Source organism: Maribacter halichondriae, assembly GCF_027474825.1.
Classification (GTDB): domain Bacteria; phylum Bacteroidota; class Bacteroidia; order Flavobacteriales; family Flavobacteriaceae; genus Meishania; species Meishania halichondriae.
Window position 1 is genome coordinate 3,190,705 of the sequence record NZ_CP107030.1, and the last position, 22,230, is coordinate 3,212,934.

Sequence of the window (22,230 nt, forward strand, 5' to 3'; positions counted from 1 at the left end):
ATAAAAATATATGGAGTTCGCTTGGTCTGTCTGGAGAATATCCGTCAAAAATTTGATGGGGAGGTATACCAAAACAGTATAAAACAGTATGAATTTTACCTAGGGCATTGAATATCAATTTATTAACTATTTTAAACCTTTTATTTGCATGAAAAGACATGAAGATATAGGCTATTATTATGTGAGTCCAAAACGGTTTTAAATCATATCCAAAATGCGAAATAAAGGGATGTGCAAGATAGCTTGACTTCTGCCAATCTAGAACAGTGATATACCTCAAATGCAAAATTTTTAAACCTTTCTTTTATTTTTTTCTAGAGATATATTATAAATGTTTTGAATGTTTAATATAATAGGTAACAAGTCCATTTTTGGGACAGTAGCGTTTCATCAGTGTACCAGCATGTTCCATTATTGTACTAGTGTAGTCCCAAAATTGTACTACTAGGCCAATCTGTCAAAACGGTTGTTTTTATACCAAATTTGATTTGTTCAAAATAGAAGCCTCCTATTCATTTATTGGTCTAGTATTTAGCATGATTCTAATCGTTTTAGGGGAAGAAGGAAAAAGTAGAGCAAGAGGGTAACACGCTAACGCGGTGTTACGTTTTATATGTGATTGATATTCAGCATACTAATAAATATTATCGTTAAGTAAGGAAAGCAAATTTGCGTCAAATGAACTGGAAACCCCTATAAAATGGCAAAAATTTGCGGCAAATTCATTTGGAGAGACGCTTCGAAGAAAGATTTTTCACATGCGTTCTTAGGTGAATCCTTAGTTGTAAATTACAAAACAATTGGGGGCTTAATCGAAGTCCATAAAAAGGTTTCGCCATAGCCTGTGCGCCCTATTTCGATTTTACTTAACGCTTATCTGTCGGAACACTATAAAATCGAAACAGGATCCGGCGCAGGTTAAATTATGGTAAGATTTGGGAGTTATAAAATCTCGTTTTTCTGCCATAAAAAAGTTAGTGCGAAGATTTTCTTACCAGTGCAACATGTGATAGCTTCTCTTTGAGGATCGCCATATCCTCGCTTACCTTCTTATTCACGATTTTTGCATAGTGCTGCGTAGTTCGTAAATTTTTATGACCTAGAAGTTTACCTACCGTTTCGATAGGCATCCCATTGGAAAGTGTCACCGTAGTCGCAAACGTATGGCGGGCCAGATGGGTGGTCAAGTTTTTAGAAATACCACAGCGGTCGGCGATTTCCTTGAGGTAAGCATTGGATTTCTGGTTGCTCAACACCGGAATGACACACTCCCCATTTTGTACTTTGGGGTGGTCTTCATACTTTTCCAAAATTTCCATGGCCGATGGGAGGAGGGGAATCCCCAATTTCGAGCGCGTCTTTTGCCGCGCACTTTGAATCCATTGACTGCCATCAATATGCGGTACGATATTATTGGGTGTCAACTTTTTTACATCGATATAGGCCAGACCGGTAAAGCAACAAAAGACAAACATATCCCGTACGATATCGAGCCGGGGCATCCGGATTTCCAGATTGACGATGGACTCCAATTCCTGTTTGGTAAGGTATTCCCGTTCGACTTCTTTGAATTTCACCTTATAGTTGTAAAAAGGGTCTTTTTGTATCCAATCATTGGCCACCGCCATCCGAATTATTTTTTTGAAATTATTAATGTACTTAAGGGCACTATTGTGATTGCACTCTTTCGTGAACTTCAGGAAGTATTCTAATCGGGTAATGAATTTATGGTCGATGTCTCGTATCGGAAAATCGTTTTTTCCAAACTGTTTTTTGACAAAGCCGGCCACATGTTTATACGTCGTATTGTACCGCTTCCAAGTACCCAAGGCGAATTCCCTTCCGATCAATGACTTCATCTGCTTGTTGTGCTCCTCAAAAACATCCAGTAACATCTTGTAAGGTTCGTGTCCACCCAGGAACCTCAATTTAATATCTTGTGCCGAAAAGGGCTTTTCTTCTTCGACCAGATGATGATGGATTTTGTTCAACTTGTGACGGATGGTCGTCATATAATAGTTCAATTCCTTTGCCTCATCGTCTTTTCCTTTCACCTTGTTCATCCGAGAGTCCCAATGTTCAGGGGCAACCTTGCGTTTCAGGCTCAGTGCGGCACGGCGACCGTCTACGGTAATCCGTACATAAATACTTGCCTTGCCGTTCTTGTCAAGTCGCTTGTCTTTTAGGTAAAATAATATGGAATAAGTATGCGCCGCCATTTTGGGTGTCGAATAGGTGTCGATTAAGATGGAAAAAAGATAAAATAAAAAAATGTAAAATCCTAAAAATTAACAAATTACAAGGAAATCGACACCACTTTTTAGAGGATAGAAATGCGCACCGAATAGGTGACTTTTTAAACGGTTTCAAAACGATTCTTTTGAGTATAAAAAAAATAAAACCCCTTGATAATCATAAGATTAAGAGGTTTTTGAATCGTTTTGGTACTGTTTTAGTGGAGCCGGAGGGATTCGAACCCTCGTCCAAACAAGCAACGAAAATGCCTTCTACATGTTTAGTTTCCGATTGATTTTCGATGCCTGCCTGACCGGAAACGGCCTAACATACACTTAGCTTCTTTAGGTTTTGGTGGTAGTACCAAAGCGAATACTACCCTTATATCGACCTTTATGGTGCTCCTGATTGAATCGCCGTCGACAGGGGCTATTCAGGAACATCTCGCTTCGCTACCTAGTAGCGACGAGGCATAATCCTACTATAATTCGGATTAAGCGGCAAGAGCGTAATTATTATCGCCAATTAAAAGTATGAAGTATGATATTAACGAGCTGTACCCCAGCGCTCGACATGCTTACATTGCCATTGGTCTCGCTGTCAAAACCAGTCGGCCCCATAATGAGTTAGGTAAGCTACGCTTACCGTAAACGAATTACGTCCTCCGAAGCTTTAGCGAAGGAGGACATTCTACTCCTCCACAAAAGCTTCGGAGTACGTTGTCTCATTGTTTTTTCAAAGAACATTTTTCAAACGGATAGCAAAGCTAATGAAAATCGACACCCTTCCTAAATTTATTGATGAAGGAGTTTGCGCACCGTTGCTATTCCTCTTAAATTAGGGCAAAATTTATACCAAACCTATATATGAAATTTGGAATCATCAGGGAATGTAAAAATCCGCCCGATAGGCGCGTTGTGTTATCCCCAGAAGCCTGTCAAAAAGTCCTATCTACCTATCCAGAAGCTGAAATTATCGTGGAACCCTCTCCGATTCGTACCTATACCGATGCGGAATACAAGGATTTAGGCATACGGGTAGCTTCCAAAATGAAGGAATGTGATGTGCTTCTTGGGGTAAAGGAAGTGCCGATAAAGTCCTTGATTCCCAATAAGAAATATTTTTTCTTTTCCCATACCATTAAAAAGCAGCCCTACAATCGAAAATTGCTTCAAGTGATTCTAGAAAAGAATATCGAACTCTTCGACCATGAGGTCATTACGAACCAAAAAGAACAACGCCTGGTGGCCTTTGGGAGATACGCGGGCATCGTCGGTGCCTATAATGGATTTAGGGCATACGGACTCAAATTTAGACTTTTTAAACTCCCGAAAGCGGAAAAATTAGGAGATCAAAAAGCTTTGATCTCCGAGTTGAAAAAGATAAAATCGAAACTACCGAACATCAAAATTTTATTGACCGGAAAAGGAAGGGTTGGAAATGGATCTCGAGAGATGCTTGACGGTATGGGCTTGAGAAGGGTCAACGTGGCCGAATACCTGGAGGAGGAGTTCAAAGAACCCGTCTACTGTCAAATCGATGCTTCAGAATACAACAAGCGTAAAGACGGGGTTCGGGGTAACAAGGCGGATTTCTTTGCCAATCCGCATGAATATAGATCTGATTTTTCAGGTTCGCCAAAGTAACCGATTTTTATATTGCAGGTCATTTCTATGGCGATGGGGCACCCTACCTATATACCTGTGACGATGCCAAGCATCCCGATTTTAAGATCAAGGTAGTCGCCGATATCAGCTGTGATATCGATGGGCCGGTGGCAACAACGATCAGGCCATCGACCATTGCAAAACCCATTTATGGGTACAATCCCCAAAAGGAAATGGAAGTTAATTTTAAGAATAAATCCGCGGTCGCAGTAATGGCAGTGGATAATCTACCCTGTGAACTTCCACGCGATGCGAGTGAGGGTTTTGGCGAGGCTTTTTTAAAAAATGTGATTCCGGCCTTTTTTAACAACGATAAAGATGGGGTCTTGGAACGCGCCCGAATGACCAAAAACGGAAAATTGACCAAAAGGTATTCGTATCTAAAAGATTATGTCGCCGGAAAATAAAAATTGAACCATCCGAACGTACGCCAACCGTAATTTTAGCGTTTATGTGGTATTGGGCATTCGTATGATAGATTCAACTATAGCGTACATTTTCTCTGAATGGTGGTTGACTTTCACGTTTACCTTCCTGTTTTTTACCGCACTCTACTTTGGTGGTATTCTCTTGCTGCAAACTTTATTGAGCATTTTAAAAAAGAAGGATATACTCCATAGCATTGTCGATTTCAAAAAACCCGGACAAGAAAGGGTGGAGATCAAAAACTCGATGGTGAGTATTTTGATATTCGCATTACAGGCCATTCCCCTGCAAATTCTGTATCAAAATGGCTATGTGCAATTCGGCCAACACGGAGGCTTGAACCTGCTTTGGGAGATTCCTGTTTTATTTCTTTGGAACGAGATTTATTTTTATACGAGTCACTGGCTTTTGCACCAAAAATGGTTTTTTATGAACGTGCATCACGTACATCATGCATCCCGTGAACCGACCTTGTATTCAGTATATAGTTTTCACTGGTTCGAGGCCTTTCTATTGGGAGCTGTAATTTTCTTGCCGATACTCGTTTATCCTTTCCATATCATTTCCGTTCTAAGTTTGCCGATAATGAGTATCGCACTAAACTTTTTGGGGCATTGGAACCATGAGACCGAGACAACGAAAAATCCGGATTATCTGGGTAGATTTACATTCCGGCATACGATGCACCACAAGTGGAGCAAAGGCAATTTTGGCTTTATGCTGCCTTACCTCGATATGCTCTTTAATACGGCAACCCCAAAAAAAAAAATGAAATAAATGTGCAGACCTGTTTATATAAACGCCATAGGAAAATATTTGCCCGGTAAACCCATCGATAATGACGAGATGGAAGAATATCTGGGAATGATCGATGGCCAACCATCACGGAGCAAGAGCAGAATGTTGACCCAAAACGGAATCAAGAGCCGTTATTATGCTTTAGACAAGAACCAAAAAACCACCGAATCGGTTTCGGGTATGACTGTAAAGGCAATCAACGATTGTGTGCAAAAGAACGCAAGCGATAAAGCATCCGTTCAGTTTTTGAGTGCTGCGACGACCCAGGGAGATCTTCCGATTCCGGGTTTTGCGAGTATGGTACATGGGGAATCCGATTTGCCGATTTGCGGGATAGCCAGCCATCAAAGTGTCTGCGCCGCTGGTATGATGGCCATAAAAAATGCCTTTATGCACGTGCAGTCCGGAGAAATTGATACCGCAATTGCCTGTGCGGGAGAATTGGCCAGTAGAATGTTCAAAGCGGAGCGTTTTGAAAATCAAGATGCAATTTCTGAGAAAGGGTCGCTTCCTTTGGAAACCGATTTTTTACGCTGGATGCTTTCTGATGGGGCCGGTGCTTTTTTATTGCAAGATAAACCTGGGCAGGATGCATTTTGCCTAAAAATGGAATGGATCGAACTAAAATCGTACGCCACACTTTTTGAGCCCTGTATGTATACGGGAATGAACAAAACAGAAGAAGGGGAACAGGGGCCGTCATGGATTAATTTTAAAAGTTTCAGCGACGCCGATCGTTCCGGGGCCATCAATCTGAAGCAAGACATTCGGCTGGTGAACCATATCGTTAGTTTAGGTGTTCAACACTTTTTTCAACTCATCGATGAAGGAAAAATAAATCCCAAAAAACTTGATTGGCTTCTTTGTCACTATTCTTCCGAATATTTTAAGCAACCGATACTTGATTTATTGCAAAAGGGCGGTGTCGAAATTCCCGAAGAAAAATGGTTCACCAATCTGCATTCAAAAGGCAATACGGGGTCGGCTTCCATTTTTATTATGCTCGAAGAGCTACTGTACAACAAAGACCTAAAAGATGGCCAAAAGATTCTTTGCATGGTACCCGAGAGCGGACGCTTCATTACTTCGTTCATGCTATTGACCGTGGTAGGGCCAACGAGAAAAAAGAAGGAATTGCCACTGCATATGGAGGACGAAATATTGGCACCAACAATTTCTACTGATGGCAAGCCCATACAAGAGTGGCTGGTCAGGGGCTTGACTTCGGTCTGGGTAGATTTTGAAAATGACCTGCGCAGCGCCCCGATCATTAAAAAGATCTACAACGGCACGATTACCTTGGAAGAATATCGACTGCTGTTATTGAACCTTCGACAGCAAGTGGTTGATGGGTCGCAATGGATTGCCCGCGCCGCATCGAACGTCAGCATGGAATATTTCGATGTGCGTTCTTCCTTTATTTCACATTCAAGGGACGAGCACCGTGATTACCAAATGTTGGAGAAAAACTATATCAATTGTGGGGGAGAAAGGGATGATCTTTATAATGGCGAAAAAAATGTGGGTAGCGAGGCCTTGAGTGCCTTCATGTTCCATACGGCGAGTAAACCGAACCCGTTTGACCTACTTGGCGCGATGTTTATCATCGAGGGCCTCGGCAACAGAATTGCCGGTAAATGGGGTCGCGCAGTACAACAATTACTACATTTGAATGACGATCAAGTCTCCTTTTTCACTTATCATGAAATCAGTGATAGCAACGAAAACCATTTTGAACGTTTTGAAAATGCGATAAATTCCGATGCCCTTACTGAAGAATTGGCAAAGAAAATATTGAAGACCGCAAAGGTGGTCGCCAAATTGTATCGCATGCAATTGGCGGAGATCGGTAATTTTTAAAAAATGACCTATGCTGCACAAAAGTGAGTATTTCGAGAATCTGAAGAACGACCCGCGGGATCCCAGTCATTGGCACACCTTGTACCTTGATAAAAGCATTCCCTTCAGTCCGGATGCCAAGGCGGCCTTTCTCTATGATTCGGGTAGAAAGTCAAGACAGTTCTTGCTACCCTTTGTCAGGGTATTTGCGCGATTTTTTATCATCCTGATGCAACTTTTTAAGGCCATTTCGCCCAATCTTATCAACGCTCCGAAAATGTTGCACAAGTCATTGTTTCTCGGAATGAAGTATATGGTGAGCCCCGAGGCCAATTATTTGATATTACGACACTTTTATTTGGGTTCCGAAATACTGAAATTTATCAAAGTCAATGTCAAAGGCACCGAAGACATGCCCATGAACCCATTAAAGCCCTTATCGGTGAATGAAGTAAAGAATGACCTGTTCTTAGAGCATGATTTGAACTTATATAACTTCATTATCAATCTCAATGCGGCAATTAAAGAAAAGGGATTAAAAGTCGAGAAAGTCGATCGTCCGGATTTTAGTGCCTTGACCGTAGGGGAAATTCCTTTTGAGGAATTTAGGGACAAGTGGTCGAACTTCATGGACCTGTCCACCGCGATTGAAATTTTCACGCCCGTCTATCAGTTTTTCTTGACGGATAATGATTTTTGGAGGGCCAGCAATTCATTGCAATTAGATGAGGTCATCGGAATTTACGCCACCACGATCATGGATTGTCCGGAAAAATTGATCGGGTTGAATAATAAACACCCCATGATACCCTTACCGACCTATGGTGCCGCCTTCCGATTGACGCTGCATGGTTTGTCCACGGAAATACTGCATGCCCTTTTGGTAAATGCCAAAAAAGAAATGGTTTAGTTTTCTAGTTGTCTTGAAGTTGGATCCCGTAATTACTCACGACCGACTGGAAAGCGAGAACGTATTCTTCGAATACGCTTATCCGCAAGATTTTGTCGATGAATGGTGCTAAAAAAATCATACTATTTTGATGGTTCTGGCGTTAAGTCATAAGAAATAGTCCGATGGTCTAATACTACGTAAGAACAACGATTTTTTAGTGTACGATTTTTCTACGGAACTATTTTTGTTTTAAAAGATAGTTGTGATGGTCCCCAAGAACGTGAACAGCCTAATGTATGGCATTATTCAGCGAAGTTTTCAGCTACTGCTCTTCGTTGGTGTATTTCTATTTTCATCTGAAACGTTTGCCCAGGATACGGATTCCGATGGCGTTCCGGATGCCGTAGATAATTGCGTGAACATTGCCAACTCGAATCAAGAAGATTTTGATGGTGACGGGGTGGGCGATGTTTGTGACGTGGATGATGACAATGATGGTATTTACAATCAATATGAACCGGGTTGTACCCTGCCTATTGCAAATTTTGGATTTGAAGAGGATATATTACCTCCACTGCCAAATAATTATACCCAATGGGTAGACCCTATCGGATGGACCGCCACGACTCCAGATTTTCAAGCGTACGGGGTGCATGGCCTGGATGCCACGAATTATACCAATGCCGCCGAGGGGAATCAATTCATGTATTTTAATACCATAGTAGGAGGGGAAACCTATGCAACCTTATCGGTTCCTGTTAGTACCTATGCGCCAGGACGATATATTCTGACCGTCGCCGTTGGCGATGGAATTGATAACACAAACTACAGAAACGATGCTACCACAGAATTAGAACTGGGGTATGGCGCCAATGCTGCTTCCTATACCACTTTGAATACAACGGTTGTTGACGGCGCCACCCAAACGACCGGAGGCACTTGGACAGATTTCAGCGTGAGCGTCACCATTACAGCAACGGATCCCGCATTGGGTCAGGGTATTTTGATCCGTATTCGACATATCGGCGCTGCGGGGGCTTTGGTCGGTAATTATGATAATATTCGATTGCAGATCGATGCGGATAACGACGGAGTAATTGACTGCTTTAATCTCGATAGCGATGGTGACGGATGTTCCGATACTTCCGAAGCAGGATTAATTGATGATGGCACCGGACACCTTTTGGGTACGGGTATCAATCCTGATGGCTCCGTTGATAATGGACAGGGACCTGTGGGAACGACCTCGGCCGTAACCGATCCAGCAGTGTTAGGCTGTACCCCTCAAGATGAGGATTTGGATACGCTTGTAAACGGCGACGCCTACTATATCGATGGCTCGGGAAATCACTTATACGACGAATTTGATCTGGATAACGATAACGACGGTATTACCGATATCAATGAGGAATGTGGCCTTACTTCAGGAGCGAACCAAGAGGCGTATAATTTCGAATATCCCATAAATAGCACCTTTTTTAGTCCAGGTTCTGGGGGAATTCTTGAAGATCCGTATAACAATGGGACAATCATCCACTGGTCATTGTCTGGTTCAGGAGCTATAGGAGTACATTTAGCGAATGTCGAACAGATAATCGATCAGTATTCTGGTCAGTTTTATGCCCCGAACTATCAAACCGATGGTACCCGATTGCCCGATAATCCCGATGATTTGGATGATCAGTTTGCCTATATCAACGACACGGGTACGATGACCCAAGTTTCTACAGCTTTTAATCCGATCATCAAAGAGGGGGGATATATCGTTACCGTTGCCTTGGGTGACGGAATCGAGGATCAAAGGCCCTACCGAAATGATGGTACGAGTTTGATCGAGGTTGGATATGACAATGGTGGCGGCTTTACACAACTGGCCTCCAGAACGATTTCCCCGGCCGAGACCCGAAATGGAATGTGGACGGATTTTGAAGTGAATGTCGTGATTCCTCCGGGAGACCCTTCCATCGGTCAAAATTTATTGATACAGATAACGCATACCGCCGCTCCAACCGATTATTTGGCAGGTAACTATGATAACATCCGTATCGATTTTGATTATGACGGCGATGGTATCAAAGACTGTAACGATTTTGATTCCGACGATGATGGCTGTGTCGATGCTATCGAAGCCGGATATGATGACGGTGATTTAGACGGACAATTAGGAAATTCCCCCGCACCTATTGATGCAAACGGTTTGGTCACAGGTTCTGGAGGATATACAACACCCGTTAGTCCTAATGTACGCTCGGTAGGAAATGTGACCATAAACACGAATTTAGTTGACGTTCCCGTCTGTTTGAGCGATACTGCACAATTTACCGTAGGTGCCACAGGTAGCGGCACATTACAATACGAATGGACGGTAAGTACCGATGGAGGAACTTCCTACGGCGCTCCTCTAGCGGAGACGAGCAACACATTGACCTTTATCCCGGTAGCTGCCGATAATGGAAATGTATATCGCGTTGAGGTCTGGGGCGCTGATTATCTCTGTAGACAAGAATCTACGGCAACTTTGACTGTGAATGCCTTACCCATCTTAACAAATTTCAGTGCCGCTTCTAACGCCCTCTGTTCGGGTGGTGACGCTGTATTTAACTTTGAAGGAACGCCAAATGACATCATAACATTCAGTTTGGATGGGGGAACAACAAATGAACCCTCCGTTACCTTGGATGGAACTGGAAATTATTCCCATACCATTTCAGGAATTACAGCGGATATTACTATGGATATAGTTAGTATTGAAGATGCGATTACAAGTTGTATATCCACATTTACGGCTCCCTATACCTATACACAGACCATTACCGTAAATCCGATACCGGCCATGATTATACCTGTAGCTGTATCCAATCCGATTTGCGAAGGGGATAATGCACAATTTACTTTGGCCGGTGACCCTGATGATATTGTTACATACACCTTTGACGGAGGAACAACTACACCGACCGCAACGCTAGATGGTTCGGGTAATGCTATAATTACTATACCAGTGCCTACTGCGGACATTACCTTTGAGGTTTTAAGCGTTACGGATGATTTGACGACTTGCTCCATTTCCGGTTCAGAAACTGCCTTGGTAACGGTTAACCCGCTACCAGTTTTAACGGTAGATGGTACCACATGCTCGGCCGATTCGACTACATATTCGGTTGATTTTACAATCGGTGCCGGTATCGTTTCAACTACGGCCGGAACCGTATCGGGGAATACCATTACGGGAATACCTAATGGAACGGATATTGTCATCACCGTTGACGACAATGGCTGTATGGCAACCTATCCCGTGAATGCGCCAGATTGTAGTTGTACTTTGGTCGATGCGCCGATAAATCCTGTTGATGCCCAAACTTGTGTTGGTTCTACCAATCCGGCTTTGACCGTTGAATTACCGAACGGCGGATTTGGGGATGCCGTGAACTGGTACGATGTGCCTTCTGGAGGAACGGTATTGGCGACATCGTTAAACTATGTTCCTGGCGATACCACGGCAGGTACCTATACCTATTATGCAGAAGCTGAGGAAACTGCAACAGGCTGTTTCAGCGCTACTAGAACCGCTGTGACATTGGTAATAATCGATGGCGCAGAACCGCTATCGGTCGAAGTGGAAGTGGGCTTTTCACCTTCACAGGGAAATACTACCAACACGGTAACGATTATAACGACTTTCAGCAATGGCGATACCAGTGGTTTTGAATATGCACTGGACGATGCCAATGGACCGTACCAAAGTTCAACTGTTTTTAGGGATGTTGAAGGTGGAATGCATACGGCCTATGTAAGAAGTACCTCAGGTTGCGGGATGACGCTGAATAGTGAATCGTTTTTAGTCATTAATTACTCAAAGTTCTTCACCCCGAACAACGACGGATTCAATGACACATGGAATGTTCAAGGATTGAACGACCCAAGTATTACCGCAAGTGCTTTCATTAACATTTATGATCGATACGGGAAATTCTTAAAACAACTAGATCCAAACGGAATCGGTTGGGACGGTCTTTACAATGGCACCCCATTACCGGAAAGCGATTACTGGTTCAGGGCCGGTTATATCGATACCGACAACAGCGAAAATGTACAGTTTAGTGGGCACTTTACGTTGAAGCGATAGTAAGGATAGATTGTAAAAAGATTTTTTGAGAAAGACTTATTCGACCCTAATCGCCCACTCCAAAACAGGATGTTCCTTAGGTGCTGTATACGCCCCCATTGCCCTTAGTTTTAAGGTGGTACTGTCTAACTTTTCCAACGTTTTCAGTTGCAACGTCATTTTTTCTCCTGCTTTCAAGGTGAAAATTGGCGCATTGCTGTAGAACGTATAAGGTGATGCATTTTCCAACAGGAGGTCGCTACTCGAAATATTTTCGATTTCCACGGCCAGCACTTGGGTATCGTCATGATAGGCCGCACTATTTATTTTTACGCTTGCTTGAAGTAGAGGTTTTAGATATTCCGGTTTTCCTACCAGAAGGGAATTGTAGACAGCCACAGTTCGACCCGCAAAAAGGGCTTCGCGAATACTTTCCACACTTTTTTCCTTGGCAAAGACCAAGGTAATGGGCCGATGTTTTCCGTTTTCGGTGTAGTCCCAATCGATGAGTCCGTGTACATCGCTGGTTCCCATAATGGTTAGGTTCTGTTCCAGGGCAAGGGCCAACGACTCCTCGGCATAGTCAAGTGAATTGATGACCTCGATACCATGCAGTTCCCCATTTTTGATACGTTCCTTTTGAAAATCGCTCAATACGGGGTTTCCGGTAGGACTCTGTCGATACCAAGCCGGATGGTTCCAGAACACAAAGGCTTGCTGTTTTTTTGCAGCCGCGAAAGCATCCTCCGCTTTGTCATGCAGCAGCGTATTCGCATCCGAAATAAAAACGGCATTGCTATGTCCGATAGGTTCCGACCTTGTTATTTCCGAACCGGGTATGATCAGAAGGTCATGCCCCTTGGCTTCCTCGAGGGCGAGATTGTGGGCCCGATTTCGGTCGGGATGCGGAATATCGGCCTTGTGTGGTTGGTATTCTAAATGTTCCGTTAGGGAAATGGCATCCAAATTTTCGCGTAGTGCTTCCTGCACCCGAATGGTCGGCCATACATTTCCATCCGAAAAAACAGAATGCATGTGCAAATCGGTCTTTAGGGTTTTGAATCCTTCGATATCGGGATAGGTGAGGGGCTGCGCCCCGCTATGGGAATGATTTTGGGCATTCAACCCGTGCAAGGTAAAAGCAAAAAATAGAATTAATTTCAAGAGTTTCATTTCGGTCGGTTTTGTTCAAAAATAGTGGATTATATTTCATGAAAATACTGAAAAACGAAATGCTTTGGTTACAAAATGGTTAATTTATTATGCTTGATTCCCTTTTTGCTCAGGGATATCTCACGGATTTGAGCAACAGAAATAGAATCCATAAAAATGTGCCGAATGCCAAAGTCATAAACCATGCCTTGGGTTCATAAATACTATATGCCATTTGACTAAAGAGTTGCAAGGGTTTGGTCAGGATGTCCCATGAATTGAATCTCAAAAAGCGGCCCAGATAAATTCCATAACCACTTAAGAGACAAATAAGCAATATGATGTACTTGGATGTTCTTAGGGAAATTTTCTCACCTAGAAAGAAGTAGATGTTATGTAAGGACAAAAGACCTAGTAAAAGTCCGTTTAAGGCAAAGACAAAGACTAGGAACATATCGAACCAAATCTGTTGTGATCCATCGTTATGTAGATGTATCAGGTCGGTAATGATGTACGGACTGTTCGGTAAAAACAGCAACCATAGTAGGCACAGGAATAGTTTTCCTGAAATAGGAAGTCGGGCCTCCGGCAAGCGGACGATGGTTTGGGATATAAAATAGGGTAGGGTCGCCAAGAAGAGGTTCCACACCAAAAAGAAAAAAGAAAGATTACCCGTTAACAAGAAACGGAGAATCAGTAACAATGCTCCAAAGCACATCATCAATGCAATGTTTTTATGAAGTATACCGGAATAGTCAAGTGTAAGTTTCATCTGTTTATATTTATTTGTTTCTAATTGGTCAGATGTAATTCGCCATTAAATATTTTGGTTGGTATAGGCTGTTTTTATGGCTCATTTCATAGGGTATTATTTGATTAAAAATGTGGTTTTTATTTTTTCAATCGGCTGGTCCAATAGTTTTTGAAAATCGAGTTTGTGAAAGCTCAAGGCCGTCTTTCCTCGGCAATATGTTCTATAATAGAATTTCAGATAATCAGGATACAGTAGGCTACCTAGAAAAATCACCGTAAAGAGATACGGACTGCGTTTACCGTTGCCCAACAAATAAAATTGCATGCTGATTTCCTCGGGTACCGTGATCCCTGTATCGGTGAGGACGTGAAACACATCATGACTTTCGAGTTTTTGTTGCAGGTCGAAGTTGTTTCTTGACAGAAAACAGCCTAGACTATAGCCCAAAGAGTCTTTGCGATAATTCAATAATTCACCGATACTTGTGTTCCATGCATCGTTTTGTTTTAGGGCCTGATAGGGTACCAAACTCCATTCGTATAATTTCTCAAGAATAATAGCTCTCATGTTTATATTTTAAAAGTACTTTGAATTTCAAAGTAAAATGATAAAAAAATTACTTTCCAATTAGTTTTTCAAGGGCGTCGATGTGTTTTTGAAACTCTTTTTTGCCCAAGGGGGTAGTGGAGTAACGGGTATTCGGCTTTCGGCCGATAAACTGCTTTTCCACTTTTATATAATCCTCTTTTTCAAGCGCTTTGGTATGGCTCGCCAAATTACCGTCCGTAGCACCCAATAATTCTTTGAGCATATTAAAATCCGCATAATCATTGACCATGAGAATACTCATTATACCCAATCGGATGCGATGGTCAAAGGCTTTATTTATGTTGTCAATTAGACTCATATAGTGGCATTCCCTCGCAAGAGGGAATATTTACTTTGTTTCATTAATTCACTAGAGGGATTAAACCCTGGTGTTCCAAAAACATCTCCCTTACTCCCCTTCAAAGGAGGAATTACACCTTTTGTTAAAAGCCAAATAAGCAATAATCTGAAATTTTTTCATTTTACCCAACTTCCAACTTCCAACTTCCAACTTCATTCATCAATTATCCATCATGACTTCCTATCATACTTAAAATACATCATCGCCCCATAAATAATATGGAAAACCCCGAACCCGAGGGCCCAAAAATACAATCCATATCCGATAAATTGGGTGCTGATCAAACCGATTATGATAAAAGCCAGGCCCATATAGCGCACGTCGCCCAAGGTATACTTACTGGCGTTGACGCAGGCCAATCCGTAAAAAACAAGGGTAGCGGGCGCGACTAGGCCCGTATAACCGTACTGTAAGAGGACGAGACAAAAAATACCTCCGGCGGCCAAGGGAATCAAGAAATTGAGCACAAGACGACGACTGGCCGAGTTCCATACCTTCTCACCACTTTTGCTGGCTTTTCGATACGATAAAATAATTCCGGTCAAAATGGCTAGGACCACAACGACCAAAGCAATTACGATAAGTTCATTGATCAGCTGAGAGCCGAATAGTTCGGAACTCCTTCCCGAGAAATTGTTATAATTCTCGGTAGAAACGGCTTTTAACTTACCGTAGGCCACTGCCGCACCGATAAGGGCGTAGACTCCGGCTAAAATTCCTGACAGTCCGCTTAGCGAAATAAACCGCGACGAGCGGCTCATCATATTCTTGATTTCGGAAATGTCTTCTAGATACTTATTTGATTCCATATTTAAAGTACTTTGAAATACAAAGTTAAAATTATTTTCTATTCGTGCAACAAGGTTGTTCAAAAAAACGATGAACGACACATCTTAAAGATAATTTGTATTTTTCGAAGTAATACAAATCTATAACCGTGAACCCCGCCGAGGACTATATCTTGAATCAAGCCGAGCCTTTTCGGAGCATACTTTTACATGTACAATCGGTAATCGAGCATAAGGTACCCGACATAGACCTGAAATTCAAATACCGAATTCCGTTCTATTATGTTGAAGGACGACCTTTTTGTTACTTGAACCAAAGCAAGGATTATGTCGATGTGGGATTTTGGAATGCCGCGCATTTGACCAAAAATCTGGAATTCATGACCACGGCCAATCGAAAGATGATGAAATCATTGCGGTATCGCTCGTTGGAGGAAATCAATGATAAAGTGTTACTGGAAGTACTGAAAGATGCCTATTCGGTAAAGGACAAGAAGTTTTGGAAGTAATTTGTAGTTGTCTTTCCTCAGAATAAAATAATGACCGATAGGCGCAACACTATTGAGTATCGAACAAGTTTTCGGTGGGCCAATCGGTTCTATTGCTGATTTTCGAGTTCATAAATTCACGAATGTTTTGGATGGTAGCCGTAAAATTTGCCTCCCCTTTATTCAACAGCACAACATACGAAATCGGATGCCCAACGTTCATAACAGCTGTTGTGCCGGGTAAGGCCCCATCATGGCTCCACGTTCCGAATCTTAAATAGCTAACGCCTGCATCAGGAGGCAAAAAATCAACGACTGAAGTATTGACATCAGTATGTACGGCCAGCAATGCCATTGATTTGGCCGATGAAATCCATCCACCATGCGAATCCATTCGACTTACGTTCAATTCGTAAGGAGACATCCAGTTTGAATAATAACTCACTTCGTTTTCAAAAGCCTCTTCTTTTGTGTTGCCGCCAATGTTCATATCCGAAATTCCCATAGGCACAAGAATGGCATCTTTTACATATTCCTCATAGGGTTGTTCGGTCACCTTTTCTATAATCCTTCCCAATAAAGAATATCCGAAATTGGAATATTCATATTTTTCGCCGGGGGAATATACCAACGACCTTTCGTCAAGCACTTTTCCTATTAAATCATTTTGTGTCAATGAAATATCATCGAACATAATATCGATGGGTTCATCGGTGAAGCCCGCCCGATGTTCTATCAAATGGGAAACCGTGATGTTCTCTTCGCCCGCCTCGTACGGAGGTGTGCCATATTCCGTGCCCAAAATTGAATTAGGACCAAAAACGGTAGCATCAAGGTCCAGTTTGTTTTCGGCAACCAGCTTTGAAATTGCCAATAAGGTTATGGGTTTCGAAATACTGGCGATTCTAAAAAGCGATGTTTCGTCTACCCCTATATTACTTTCGATATCGGCCTTTCCGAAAGATTCCAAATAAATGAGCTTACCGTTTCTGGTGATAGCTATTTGAGCGCCTTGGTAACCGTATAACGCGCTCAATGATTCAAACCCTGTTGTAATATCATCCAAGTTGCCCTGTGCATTTCCGGTATCGCTTCCTTCTGCAGGAGGGTTATCCTCATCCGTTGCTACAGGGGTTTGCGGCGTCCCGCCCTCGACAGGTTTAATGAACGGTTCTTCCGACTTGTTGCATGCAACCGTCAGCATCACCATTACCGATAATCGAAAAAGGGTTTTCATACTTTACCTATAGTCGTAAGAATGCTACTAAATTGACATTAGAGTAGTAGAAAGGTACAAATTTGTTAGGGTAGCATCAAATGACAACCACGGGTTCGCGGTTGCCCATCCTTTTAAAAATGATTTGTGGTTTTCCTTTTAAAAGAAAAATAATATATTTTTCAAATACTACTTACAGTGTGGAGTTTAATCATTTTTTTGAGAAAGGATTTAACAGCTTTTCCTTCTCGGCATCGGTCATTTTTTCAACGTTCTGAATATATGGATATAGAAAATTACCCTCTTCCAAAAAATGTTGGGCATTTTTAAATTTCAATATTTCTTCAATGGCACGCTTTTTATCTTCGGCCTTATCAAAATAGCTCTTTGTAATCTTATACCCCATCCAATACCCTAGATCATTAGGTCGCTCATCTTTTCCTGAAACTTCGTAAAGCCAATCCTTTCCTTCTTGTTTTTCCATGGAAACGACAAACTCCATGGCCAGTTTATCTTGATGCTGCTCCCCGAATTTGAACGCTTCGGAATTGATATTTTGTCCGGAAATCAATTCCCCTATAAAATCGGCGGAGCCTTCCATGATGACACCATCCAAGAGTGTATATTGCGCTTCGGGAATTTCGATTTTTTGTTGAAAATGTATCAGTTCATGAGCAACTAGGCTTGGCAAACCTTCTAGGTCCTTGAGTTTTTCAACCCCTAATATGATACCATCTTCTGATACGGTTCCCCCGGAGTTGAACCTACCATGCACAAAATAAACGGGAGGGAAAATAGCCGCAGAATACCAATATTTCATGGCCGCATAACTTGCTTGAATACGTTTTTTCTTCTCGGCCAGATTATGAAGTACATTTTTGAAGCCAAATAGTCGGCCTTTCGCGATTTTACCATAATCAGAAGGGAATCGGCATTGATAATCCGATAGGGTATGAAACCCTTCAATCCCAAAGTTCCTTGATCGATATAAGCCTTGAAAGGATTTACGGAATCCGACCCCACCTTTTCAAAGGCGTTCCAGAAATGTTGCACATCATCCGTAATGAATTTTGCTTCCAAAGGATCACTGGAAAAATCTGGATTACCCTGTCCGAATAGTAGACTCGAGAATAAAATCGAAGGTAGTAAAGCTCGTATTTTCATGGTTGCGTTTACTATGTAGACGCAGGTAAATTTAAAAAGGTTGCCCGAAAAATTTAAAAATGTAACTTAAATTTGGTCTGGGCCGTAAGAAGCTACAGGTAGCAGAACGATCATTCGATCCATCCTTTATCTTTATATAACTGAATATATTGATCGCTCAGTTCATCGGAGTCACCATATTTTTTACGTAGTGTCTTTAGTTTTGACTTTAAGTCACTGATGATGGAGCTGTATTTTGGGTCGTTGATGACATTGTTCACTTCATAAGGGTCTTTTTTTCTATCGAACAATTCCCATTCATCCACATCGTAATAGAAGTGGATCAACTTATAATCTTCGGTTGCAATGCCATAATGTCTTTTGACGGCGTGTTCTGCCGGGTATTCGTAATAATGATAGTAAACGGCATCCCTTTTCCATTTTTCTATTTCCCCCTTCAAAAGTGGAACTAAGCTTTCGCCCTGCATATCTACAGGAGGGAGAACACCTGCAACTTCTAAAAATGTCTGGGCAAAATCTAGGTTTTGCACCATTGCTTCCGAGGTGATGCCCGCAGTGATGCTATTGGGCCAACGAATAAGCAATGGGGTTTTGAATGATTCGTTGTACATAAATCGCTTATCGAACCACCCATGTTCCCCCAGATAAAAACCTTGATCAGAAGTGTAGACCACAATCGTATTTTTAGAAAGTTCTTTCGAATCAAGATAGTTCAATAACCTACCCACGTTTTCATCGACGGCGGCAATGGTACCCAAATAATCTTGCATATACCTTTGATACTTCCAAACGGTCAAAGTAGAATCGTTCATGTGCTTAAAATCCATTGCGAATTTTTCCGCTATGGGGTTGTAAACAGCATCCCAAGACTCCCTTTGTTCAGCATTGAGGCGGTTCACCCGATTGCCCAGCTGGTTCCAGTTTTTAATATCAAGAGTTTTTGCGATGCTATCAGGTACTTTTAGGTCATAGGAGAGCTGCATATGTTGCAATAGTCCCATTTCGGCCGTTCTTGCCGCTTGGCCCCGAGTTTTGTAATCATCGAAAAGGGTTTCCGGGGGGGTATGTATGCTTGGTAAATTCCTTATAATGCCTTTCGGCGGGCATCCAAGTTCTATGCGGGGCTTTGTGGAGGTACATCAATAGGAATGGTTTTGCGGTATCCCGCCTTTTTTCCATCCAGTCCAAAGTGAGGTCCGTGATAATATCGGTAACGTAACCTGTAATGGTAGTATCACCATCTTGTGTAATGAACTTCGGATTGTAATAATCACCTTGACCCGGTAAAATTTTAAACTCATCAAAACCTTTGGGATTATTGCCAAAGTGTAATTTGCCGAACATAGCGGTCTGATAGCCCGATGACTTTAGTAGTTGTGGAAAAGTTATGTTCGTGGTATCGAAAGGAGATATATTATCGATTTTTCCGTTGATATGTGAATGCTTACCGGTCAAGATAACCGCCCGCGAAGGGGCACAGATAGAGTTGGTAACACTTGCATTCGTAAAAAGCATCCCTTCATGGGCAATGCGGTCGATATTCGGAGTATGAATGAGTTTGTCGCTGTACGCGCTGATGGCCTTATAGGCATGGTCGTCGGACATGATGAAAACGATGTTGGGGCGCTTTTTGACTTCATTCCCTACCTGTGATTTATCACATGAGTATGTTGATAATACTATTGGAAGAATTAAGTAAAGCGGGTGATAAATTTTCATCGAAGTATTGGTTTCAAAACTTGAAATACCGGATAAACTATGCCACTGAAAAGCCACAGTTTGAAAACAGCTAAAGGAACATTAATTTAAAAATACATCTTTTGACTGTGCCAGCCCGATCATTAAATCAAGTTCGGCTACTAATTGGTCTGTGCTGCCCATATAGCCTACCGATTTGAATTTTACCCTTCCGTCGGGCCCTACAATGATTTTGGTAGGTATGCCCTTGATTTCGTAGTCGTTTGTCGTAACGAAAGATCTACTGCCTTCTTTAACCGGATTATCGAAAAGCACATTAAAGGTATATTTGTTCTCAAGGATAAAATCGCGGACCAACTGTTCTCGTTTTTCAAAATCACCTGCTTCCATGGTATCGATAAACAAGAAAACCACGTTCGGATCGTCTTTGTATTTATTGATGGCCATTTGCATGCCGGGAAACGAATCTTTACAAGGTCCGCACCACGTGGCCCAAAAGTCAAGTATTACAGTTTTGCCCCTTAAGGAGGACAAGATGACTTCATCGCCGTTAAGATTTCTAAGTGTAAAGTTATGGCTTTCTTCATCGATCATTTTCTTTTTTGTTTCAGCCAATGCTTCTTGGTTAGCCTGAATTTCCAAATCTTCAAGAAACTCTGAAAATCTTTCTTTTGAGCCGGTATTGGCTACGTAGGCGTCTTTCAAATAATCTTTTATCTTGGGTGTTTGTTTGTTTATTTTGATAAATCGGGCGGCTTCTTTCTGAGCTTCGTCATGTTTATTGTTAGCCAATAAAAACTGTACATAGCGTTCGTTGACATCGGGGCGTCCAACTTTTTCTTCACCAATGGCCTCAAGCTGGTACTGTAAAGCTTCTTCTTTCTTGCCCTGTTTAGAAAGAATAAATGCGTAGGTATCCACATTCATTAAATAATTACTTTTTATTGCATCTTTGAACTGTTTTTCAGAATAATAGGTGGGTTTCTTAGCGGATGGCTCCTGCATTGCTTTGAGCACATTCAAAGACTCTTTTGAAAATTTGTTGGCCTTTTCTAAGTCTTTACCATTCTCTACCATGTTCCAAGCAATATTGTTATAGGTACCTGCTTTTTGAAAACTGTTTTCCATTCGGCTCAAATATGAATCAAATGTGTCATAATCCTTTTCGTCTGCTGCTGCATTTGCCATCATACTCAGCATGAAATCATAATCTCTGGAAGATTTACCGAATTGTTTCACGAACGCTTCAAAAGCTTCTTTTTGTTTTTCAGGTTTTTTCTGTTCTTTGAAGAACTTATCCATGGCCTGATTTTCTGCGACTATACCTTTTGGATATTTCCCTATGCCAATACCTATAATAGAATCGGCTTTTTCTTGATTGCCTAAAATTCTGTGAAAATTGATTAGGTTTTGATATTGTTGGTCATTTAGTTCCGGTTTTTGCGCATAATTGTTGATTCGCTGGCCGATCCACTTCTCGCCCTTCTCGGCATTTTCCCTAAAAAGTAATCTCGGATAAACTTTGTCCCATTCCTCAACTATTTCCATATTATTTTTGAGGTCATTCTCCATTAGCGTCAATACTGAGTCTTTGTCAGCTTTTATTCCATAGTATTCCGCGCCTGTGAGATAGAAATACCCTAGACTTGCCATGCCTCCGGCCAGTGTATCGCCATCTATTCCATACAAAGGGTGTGTATATCCTTTTTTACCATTGGCTTCATATTCCTCTGCCGTCTTAAAGTGATATACCAATGCGGTCGCCGAATCAGGTATGACCAAACTACCCGTAAATAAGTCATAGGTCTTTGTAAGCGGAATGTCTGCCGGGTACATCACATTGTTGACGAAATAGGTATAAAATACATGAAGCTCATCATCGTCATTTTCAGCGACCATGACTTTATAGCTAATCTGCAAAGAATCACCAGGTGCGGGTTTTGATTTGGAAATATGAAGAGCCCCAAGGGAAAGCCCCAGATCGGTTTTAACTTTTTTCTCTTGACAAGAACCAAAAGTGAATAAAATGATGGCGCCCAGCGTATAGGAAAGTAATTTCATA

Annotated in this window: 17 protein-coding genes, 1 other RNA gene and 1 pseudogene; 6 read left to right on the forward strand and 13 right to left on the reverse strand. The window is 41.9% G+C overall.

Going from position 1 to position 22,230, the window contains the following annotated elements:
- Positions 1 to 974 precede the first annotated feature (974 nt).
- Entirely contained in the window at positions 975 to 2,219 is a 1,245-nt protein-coding gene (locus N8A86_RS14800) for a site-specific integrase (protein ID WP_273566103.1), read from the reverse strand.
- Positions 2,220 to 2,453: 234 nt separating this feature from the next.
- Positions 2,454 to 2,853, reverse strand: a transfer-messenger RNA (tmRNA) gene (gene ssrA / locus N8A86_RS14805).
- A 248-nt stretch (positions 2,854 to 3,101) separates the two neighbouring features.
- Here ssrA and N8A86_RS14810 point away from each other — a divergent pair.
- The 5 genes and pseudogenes from N8A86_RS14810 (at position 3,102) to N8A86_RS14830 (ending at position 11,980) form a co-directional block, all read left to right on the forward strand.
- A pseudogene (locus N8A86_RS14810) lies at positions 3,102 to 4,309 on the forward strand (NAD(P)-dependent oxidoreductase).
- Positions 4,310 to 4,373: 64 nt separating this feature from the next.
- Positions 4,374 to 5,105, forward strand: coding sequence for a sterol desaturase family protein (locus N8A86_RS14815; protein ID WP_273566104.1), 732 nt, complete (start codon positions 4,374 to 4,376; stop codon positions 5,103 to 5,105).
- Positions 5,106 to 6,986, forward strand: a complete 1,881-nt coding sequence (locus tag N8A86_RS14820; RefSeq protein WP_273566105.1) for a beta-ketoacyl-ACP synthase III — start codon at positions 5,106 to 5,108, stop codon at positions 6,984 to 6,986. It begins immediately after the preceding gene.
- 10 nt (positions 6,987 to 6,996) lie between these two features.
- Positions 6,997 to 7,875: a DUF6999 family protein gene (locus N8A86_RS14825; RefSeq protein WP_273566106.1), complete on the forward strand. Its 879-nt coding sequence runs from the start codon at positions 6,997 to 6,999 to the stop codon at positions 7,873 to 7,875.
- A gap of 247 nt (positions 7,876 to 8,122) precedes the next feature.
- Positions 8,123 to 11,980 carry a T9SS type B sorting domain-containing protein gene (locus N8A86_RS14830; protein ID WP_273566107.1) on the forward strand — a complete coding sequence of 1,286 codons (3,858 nt, stop codon included), beginning with the start codon at positions 8,123 to 8,125 and terminating at the stop codon, positions 11,978 to 11,980.
- Positions 11,981 to 12,016: 36 nt separating this feature from the next.
- On the opposite strand, the gene N8A86_RS14835 is transcribed toward N8A86_RS14830, so the two are convergent.
- The 5 genes from N8A86_RS14835 to N8A86_RS14855 all read right to left on the reverse strand — a co-directional run bounded on the left by N8A86_RS14835 (position 12,017) and on the right by N8A86_RS14855 (position 15,623).
- Positions 12,017 to 13,132 carry an Sb-PDE family phosphodiesterase gene (locus tag N8A86_RS14835; protein WP_273566108.1) on the reverse strand — a complete coding sequence of 372 codons (1,116 nt, stop codon included), beginning with the start codon at positions 13,130 to 13,132 and terminating at the stop codon, positions 12,017 to 12,019.
- A 109-nt stretch (positions 13,133 to 13,241) separates the two neighbouring features.
- The gene (locus tag N8A86_RS14840) at positions 13,242 to 13,883 is read right to left on the reverse strand and encodes a DUF1361 domain-containing protein (RefSeq protein WP_273566109.1); all 642 of its coding nucleotides are present in this window, start codon (positions 13,881 to 13,883) and stop codon (positions 13,242 to 13,244) included.
- A 96-nt stretch (positions 13,884 to 13,979) separates the two neighbouring features.
- Positions 13,980 to 14,432: a Coq4 family protein gene (locus N8A86_RS14845; protein ID WP_273566110.1), complete on the reverse strand. Its 453-nt coding sequence runs from the start codon at positions 14,430 to 14,432 to the stop codon at positions 13,980 to 13,982.
- A gap of 49 nt (positions 14,433 to 14,481) precedes the next feature.
- Positions 14,482 to 14,772 (reverse strand): winged helix-turn-helix domain-containing protein, encoded by a 291-nt coding sequence (locus tag N8A86_RS14850; protein WP_273566111.1) that lies wholly within the window; start codon positions 14,770 to 14,772, stop codon positions 14,482 to 14,484.
- Positions 14,773 to 14,984: 212 nt separating this feature from the next.
- The gene (locus N8A86_RS14855) at positions 14,985 to 15,623 is read right to left on the reverse strand and encodes a hypothetical protein (protein ID WP_273566112.1); all 639 of its coding nucleotides are present in this window, start codon (positions 15,621 to 15,623) and stop codon (positions 14,985 to 14,987) included.
- 128 nt (positions 15,624 to 15,751) lie between these two features.
- Here N8A86_RS14855 and N8A86_RS14860 point away from each other — a divergent pair, with 128 nt between their 5' ends.
- Positions 15,752 to 16,111: a DUF1801 domain-containing protein gene (locus N8A86_RS14860; protein WP_273566113.1), complete on the forward strand. Its 360-nt coding sequence runs from the start codon at positions 15,752 to 15,754 to the stop codon at positions 16,109 to 16,111.
- 49 nt (positions 16,112 to 16,160) lie between these two features.
- Here the strand turns inward: N8A86_RS14860 and N8A86_RS14865 are convergent, their stop codons facing one another.
- The 6 genes from N8A86_RS14865 to N8A86_RS14885 all read right to left on the reverse strand — a co-directional run bounded on the left by N8A86_RS14865 (position 16,161) and on the right by N8A86_RS14885 (position 22,229).
- The gene (locus N8A86_RS14865) at positions 16,161 to 17,327 is read right to left on the reverse strand and encodes a serine hydrolase domain-containing protein (protein ID WP_273566114.1); all 1,167 of its coding nucleotides are present in this window, start codon (positions 17,325 to 17,327) and stop codon (positions 16,161 to 16,163) included.
- A 190-nt stretch (positions 17,328 to 17,517) separates the two neighbouring features.
- Entirely contained in the window at positions 17,518 to 18,126 is a 609-nt protein-coding gene (locus tag N8A86_RS14870; protein ID WP_273566115.1) for a DUF2268 domain-containing putative Zn-dependent protease, read from the reverse strand.
- Positions 18,123 to 18,470 carry a hypothetical protein gene (locus N8A86_RS14875; RefSeq protein WP_273566116.1) on the reverse strand — a complete coding sequence of 116 codons (348 nt, stop codon included), beginning with the start codon at positions 18,468 to 18,470 and terminating at the stop codon, positions 18,123 to 18,125. The genes N8A86_RS14870 and N8A86_RS14875 overlap by 4 nt, the downstream gene beginning before the upstream one ends.
- A 110-nt stretch (positions 18,471 to 18,580) precedes the next feature.
- Positions 18,581 to 19,471 (reverse strand): sulfatase/phosphatase domain-containing protein, encoded by an 891-nt coding sequence (locus tag N8A86_RS21655; RefSeq protein ID WP_337251627.1) that lies wholly within the window; start codon positions 19,469 to 19,471, stop codon positions 18,581 to 18,583.
- Between the two features lie 37 nt (positions 19,472 to 19,508).
- On the reverse strand, positions 19,509 to 20,075 hold the full coding sequence (locus N8A86_RS21660; protein WP_337251628.1) for a sulfatase-like hydrolase/transferase: 567 nt from the start codon (positions 20,073 to 20,075) through the stop codon (positions 19,509 to 19,511).
- Between the two features lie 195 nt (positions 20,076 to 20,270).
- Positions 20,271 to 22,229: a TlpA family protein disulfide reductase gene (locus N8A86_RS14885; protein WP_273566117.1), complete on the reverse strand. Its 1,959-nt coding sequence runs from the start codon at positions 22,227 to 22,229 to the stop codon at positions 20,271 to 20,273.
- Position 22,230 lies beyond the last annotated feature (1 nt).

Excerpts from the sequence above, each read along its gene's own strand:
- N8A86_RS14855 (WP_273566112.1), bottom strand. The coding sequence starts at position 15,623 with ATGGAATCAAATAAGTATCTAGAAGACATTTCCGAAATCAAGAATATG.
- N8A86_RS14865 (WP_273566114.1), bottom strand. The coding sequence starts at position 17,327 with ATGAAAACCCTTTTTCGATTATCGGTAATGGTGATGCTGACGGTTGCA.
- N8A86_RS14815 (WP_273566104.1), top strand. The coding sequence starts at position 4,374 with ATGATAGATTCAACTATAGCGTACATTTTCTCTGAATGGTGGTTGACT.
- N8A86_RS14885 (WP_273566117.1), bottom strand. The coding sequence starts at position 22,229 with ATGAAATTACTTTCCTATACGCTGGGCGCCATCATTTTATTCACTTTT.
- N8A86_RS14870 (WP_273566115.1), bottom strand. The coding sequence starts at position 18,126 with ATGAAATATTGGTATTCTGCGGCTATTTTCCCTCCCGTTTATTTTGTG.
- N8A86_RS14830 (WP_273566107.1), top strand. The coding sequence starts at position 8,123 with ATGGTCCCCAAGAACGTGAACAGCCTAATGTATGGCATTATTCAGCGA.
- N8A86_RS14820 (WP_273566105.1), top strand. The coding sequence starts at position 5,106 with ATGTGCAGACCTGTTTATATAAACGCCATAGGAAAATATTTGCCCGGT.
- N8A86_RS14850 (WP_273566111.1), bottom strand. The coding sequence starts at position 14,772 with ATGAGTCTAATTGACAACATAAATAAAGCCTTTGACCATCGCATCCGA.
- N8A86_RS14825 (WP_273566106.1), top strand. The coding sequence starts at position 6,997 with ATGCTGCACAAAAGTGAGTATTTCGAGAATCTGAAGAACGACCCGCGG.
- N8A86_RS14835 (WP_273566108.1), bottom strand. The coding sequence starts at position 13,132 with ATGAAACTCTTGAAATTAATTCTATTTTTTGCTTTTACCTTGCACGGG.
- N8A86_RS21660 (WP_337251628.1), bottom strand. The coding sequence starts at position 20,075 with ATGTCCGACGACCATGCCTATAAGGCCATCAGCGCGTACAGCGACAAA.
- N8A86_RS14875 (WP_273566116.1), bottom strand. The coding sequence starts at position 18,470 with ATGAAAATACGAGCTTTACTACCTTCGATTTTATTCTCGAGTCTACTA.
- N8A86_RS14840 (WP_273566109.1), bottom strand. The coding sequence starts at position 13,883 with ATGAAACTTACACTTGACTATTCCGGTATACTTCATAAAAACATTGCA.
- N8A86_RS14845 (WP_273566110.1), bottom strand. The coding sequence starts at position 14,432 with ATGAGAGCTATTATTCTTGAGAAATTATACGAATGGAGTTTGGTACCC.
- N8A86_RS14800 (WP_273566103.1), bottom strand. The coding sequence starts at position 2,219 with ATGGCGGCGCATACTTATTCCATATTATTTTACCTAAAAGACAAGCGA.
- N8A86_RS21655 (WP_337251627.1), bottom strand. The coding sequence starts at position 19,471 with ATGGGACTATTGCAACATATGCAGCTCTCCTATGACCTAAAAGTACCT.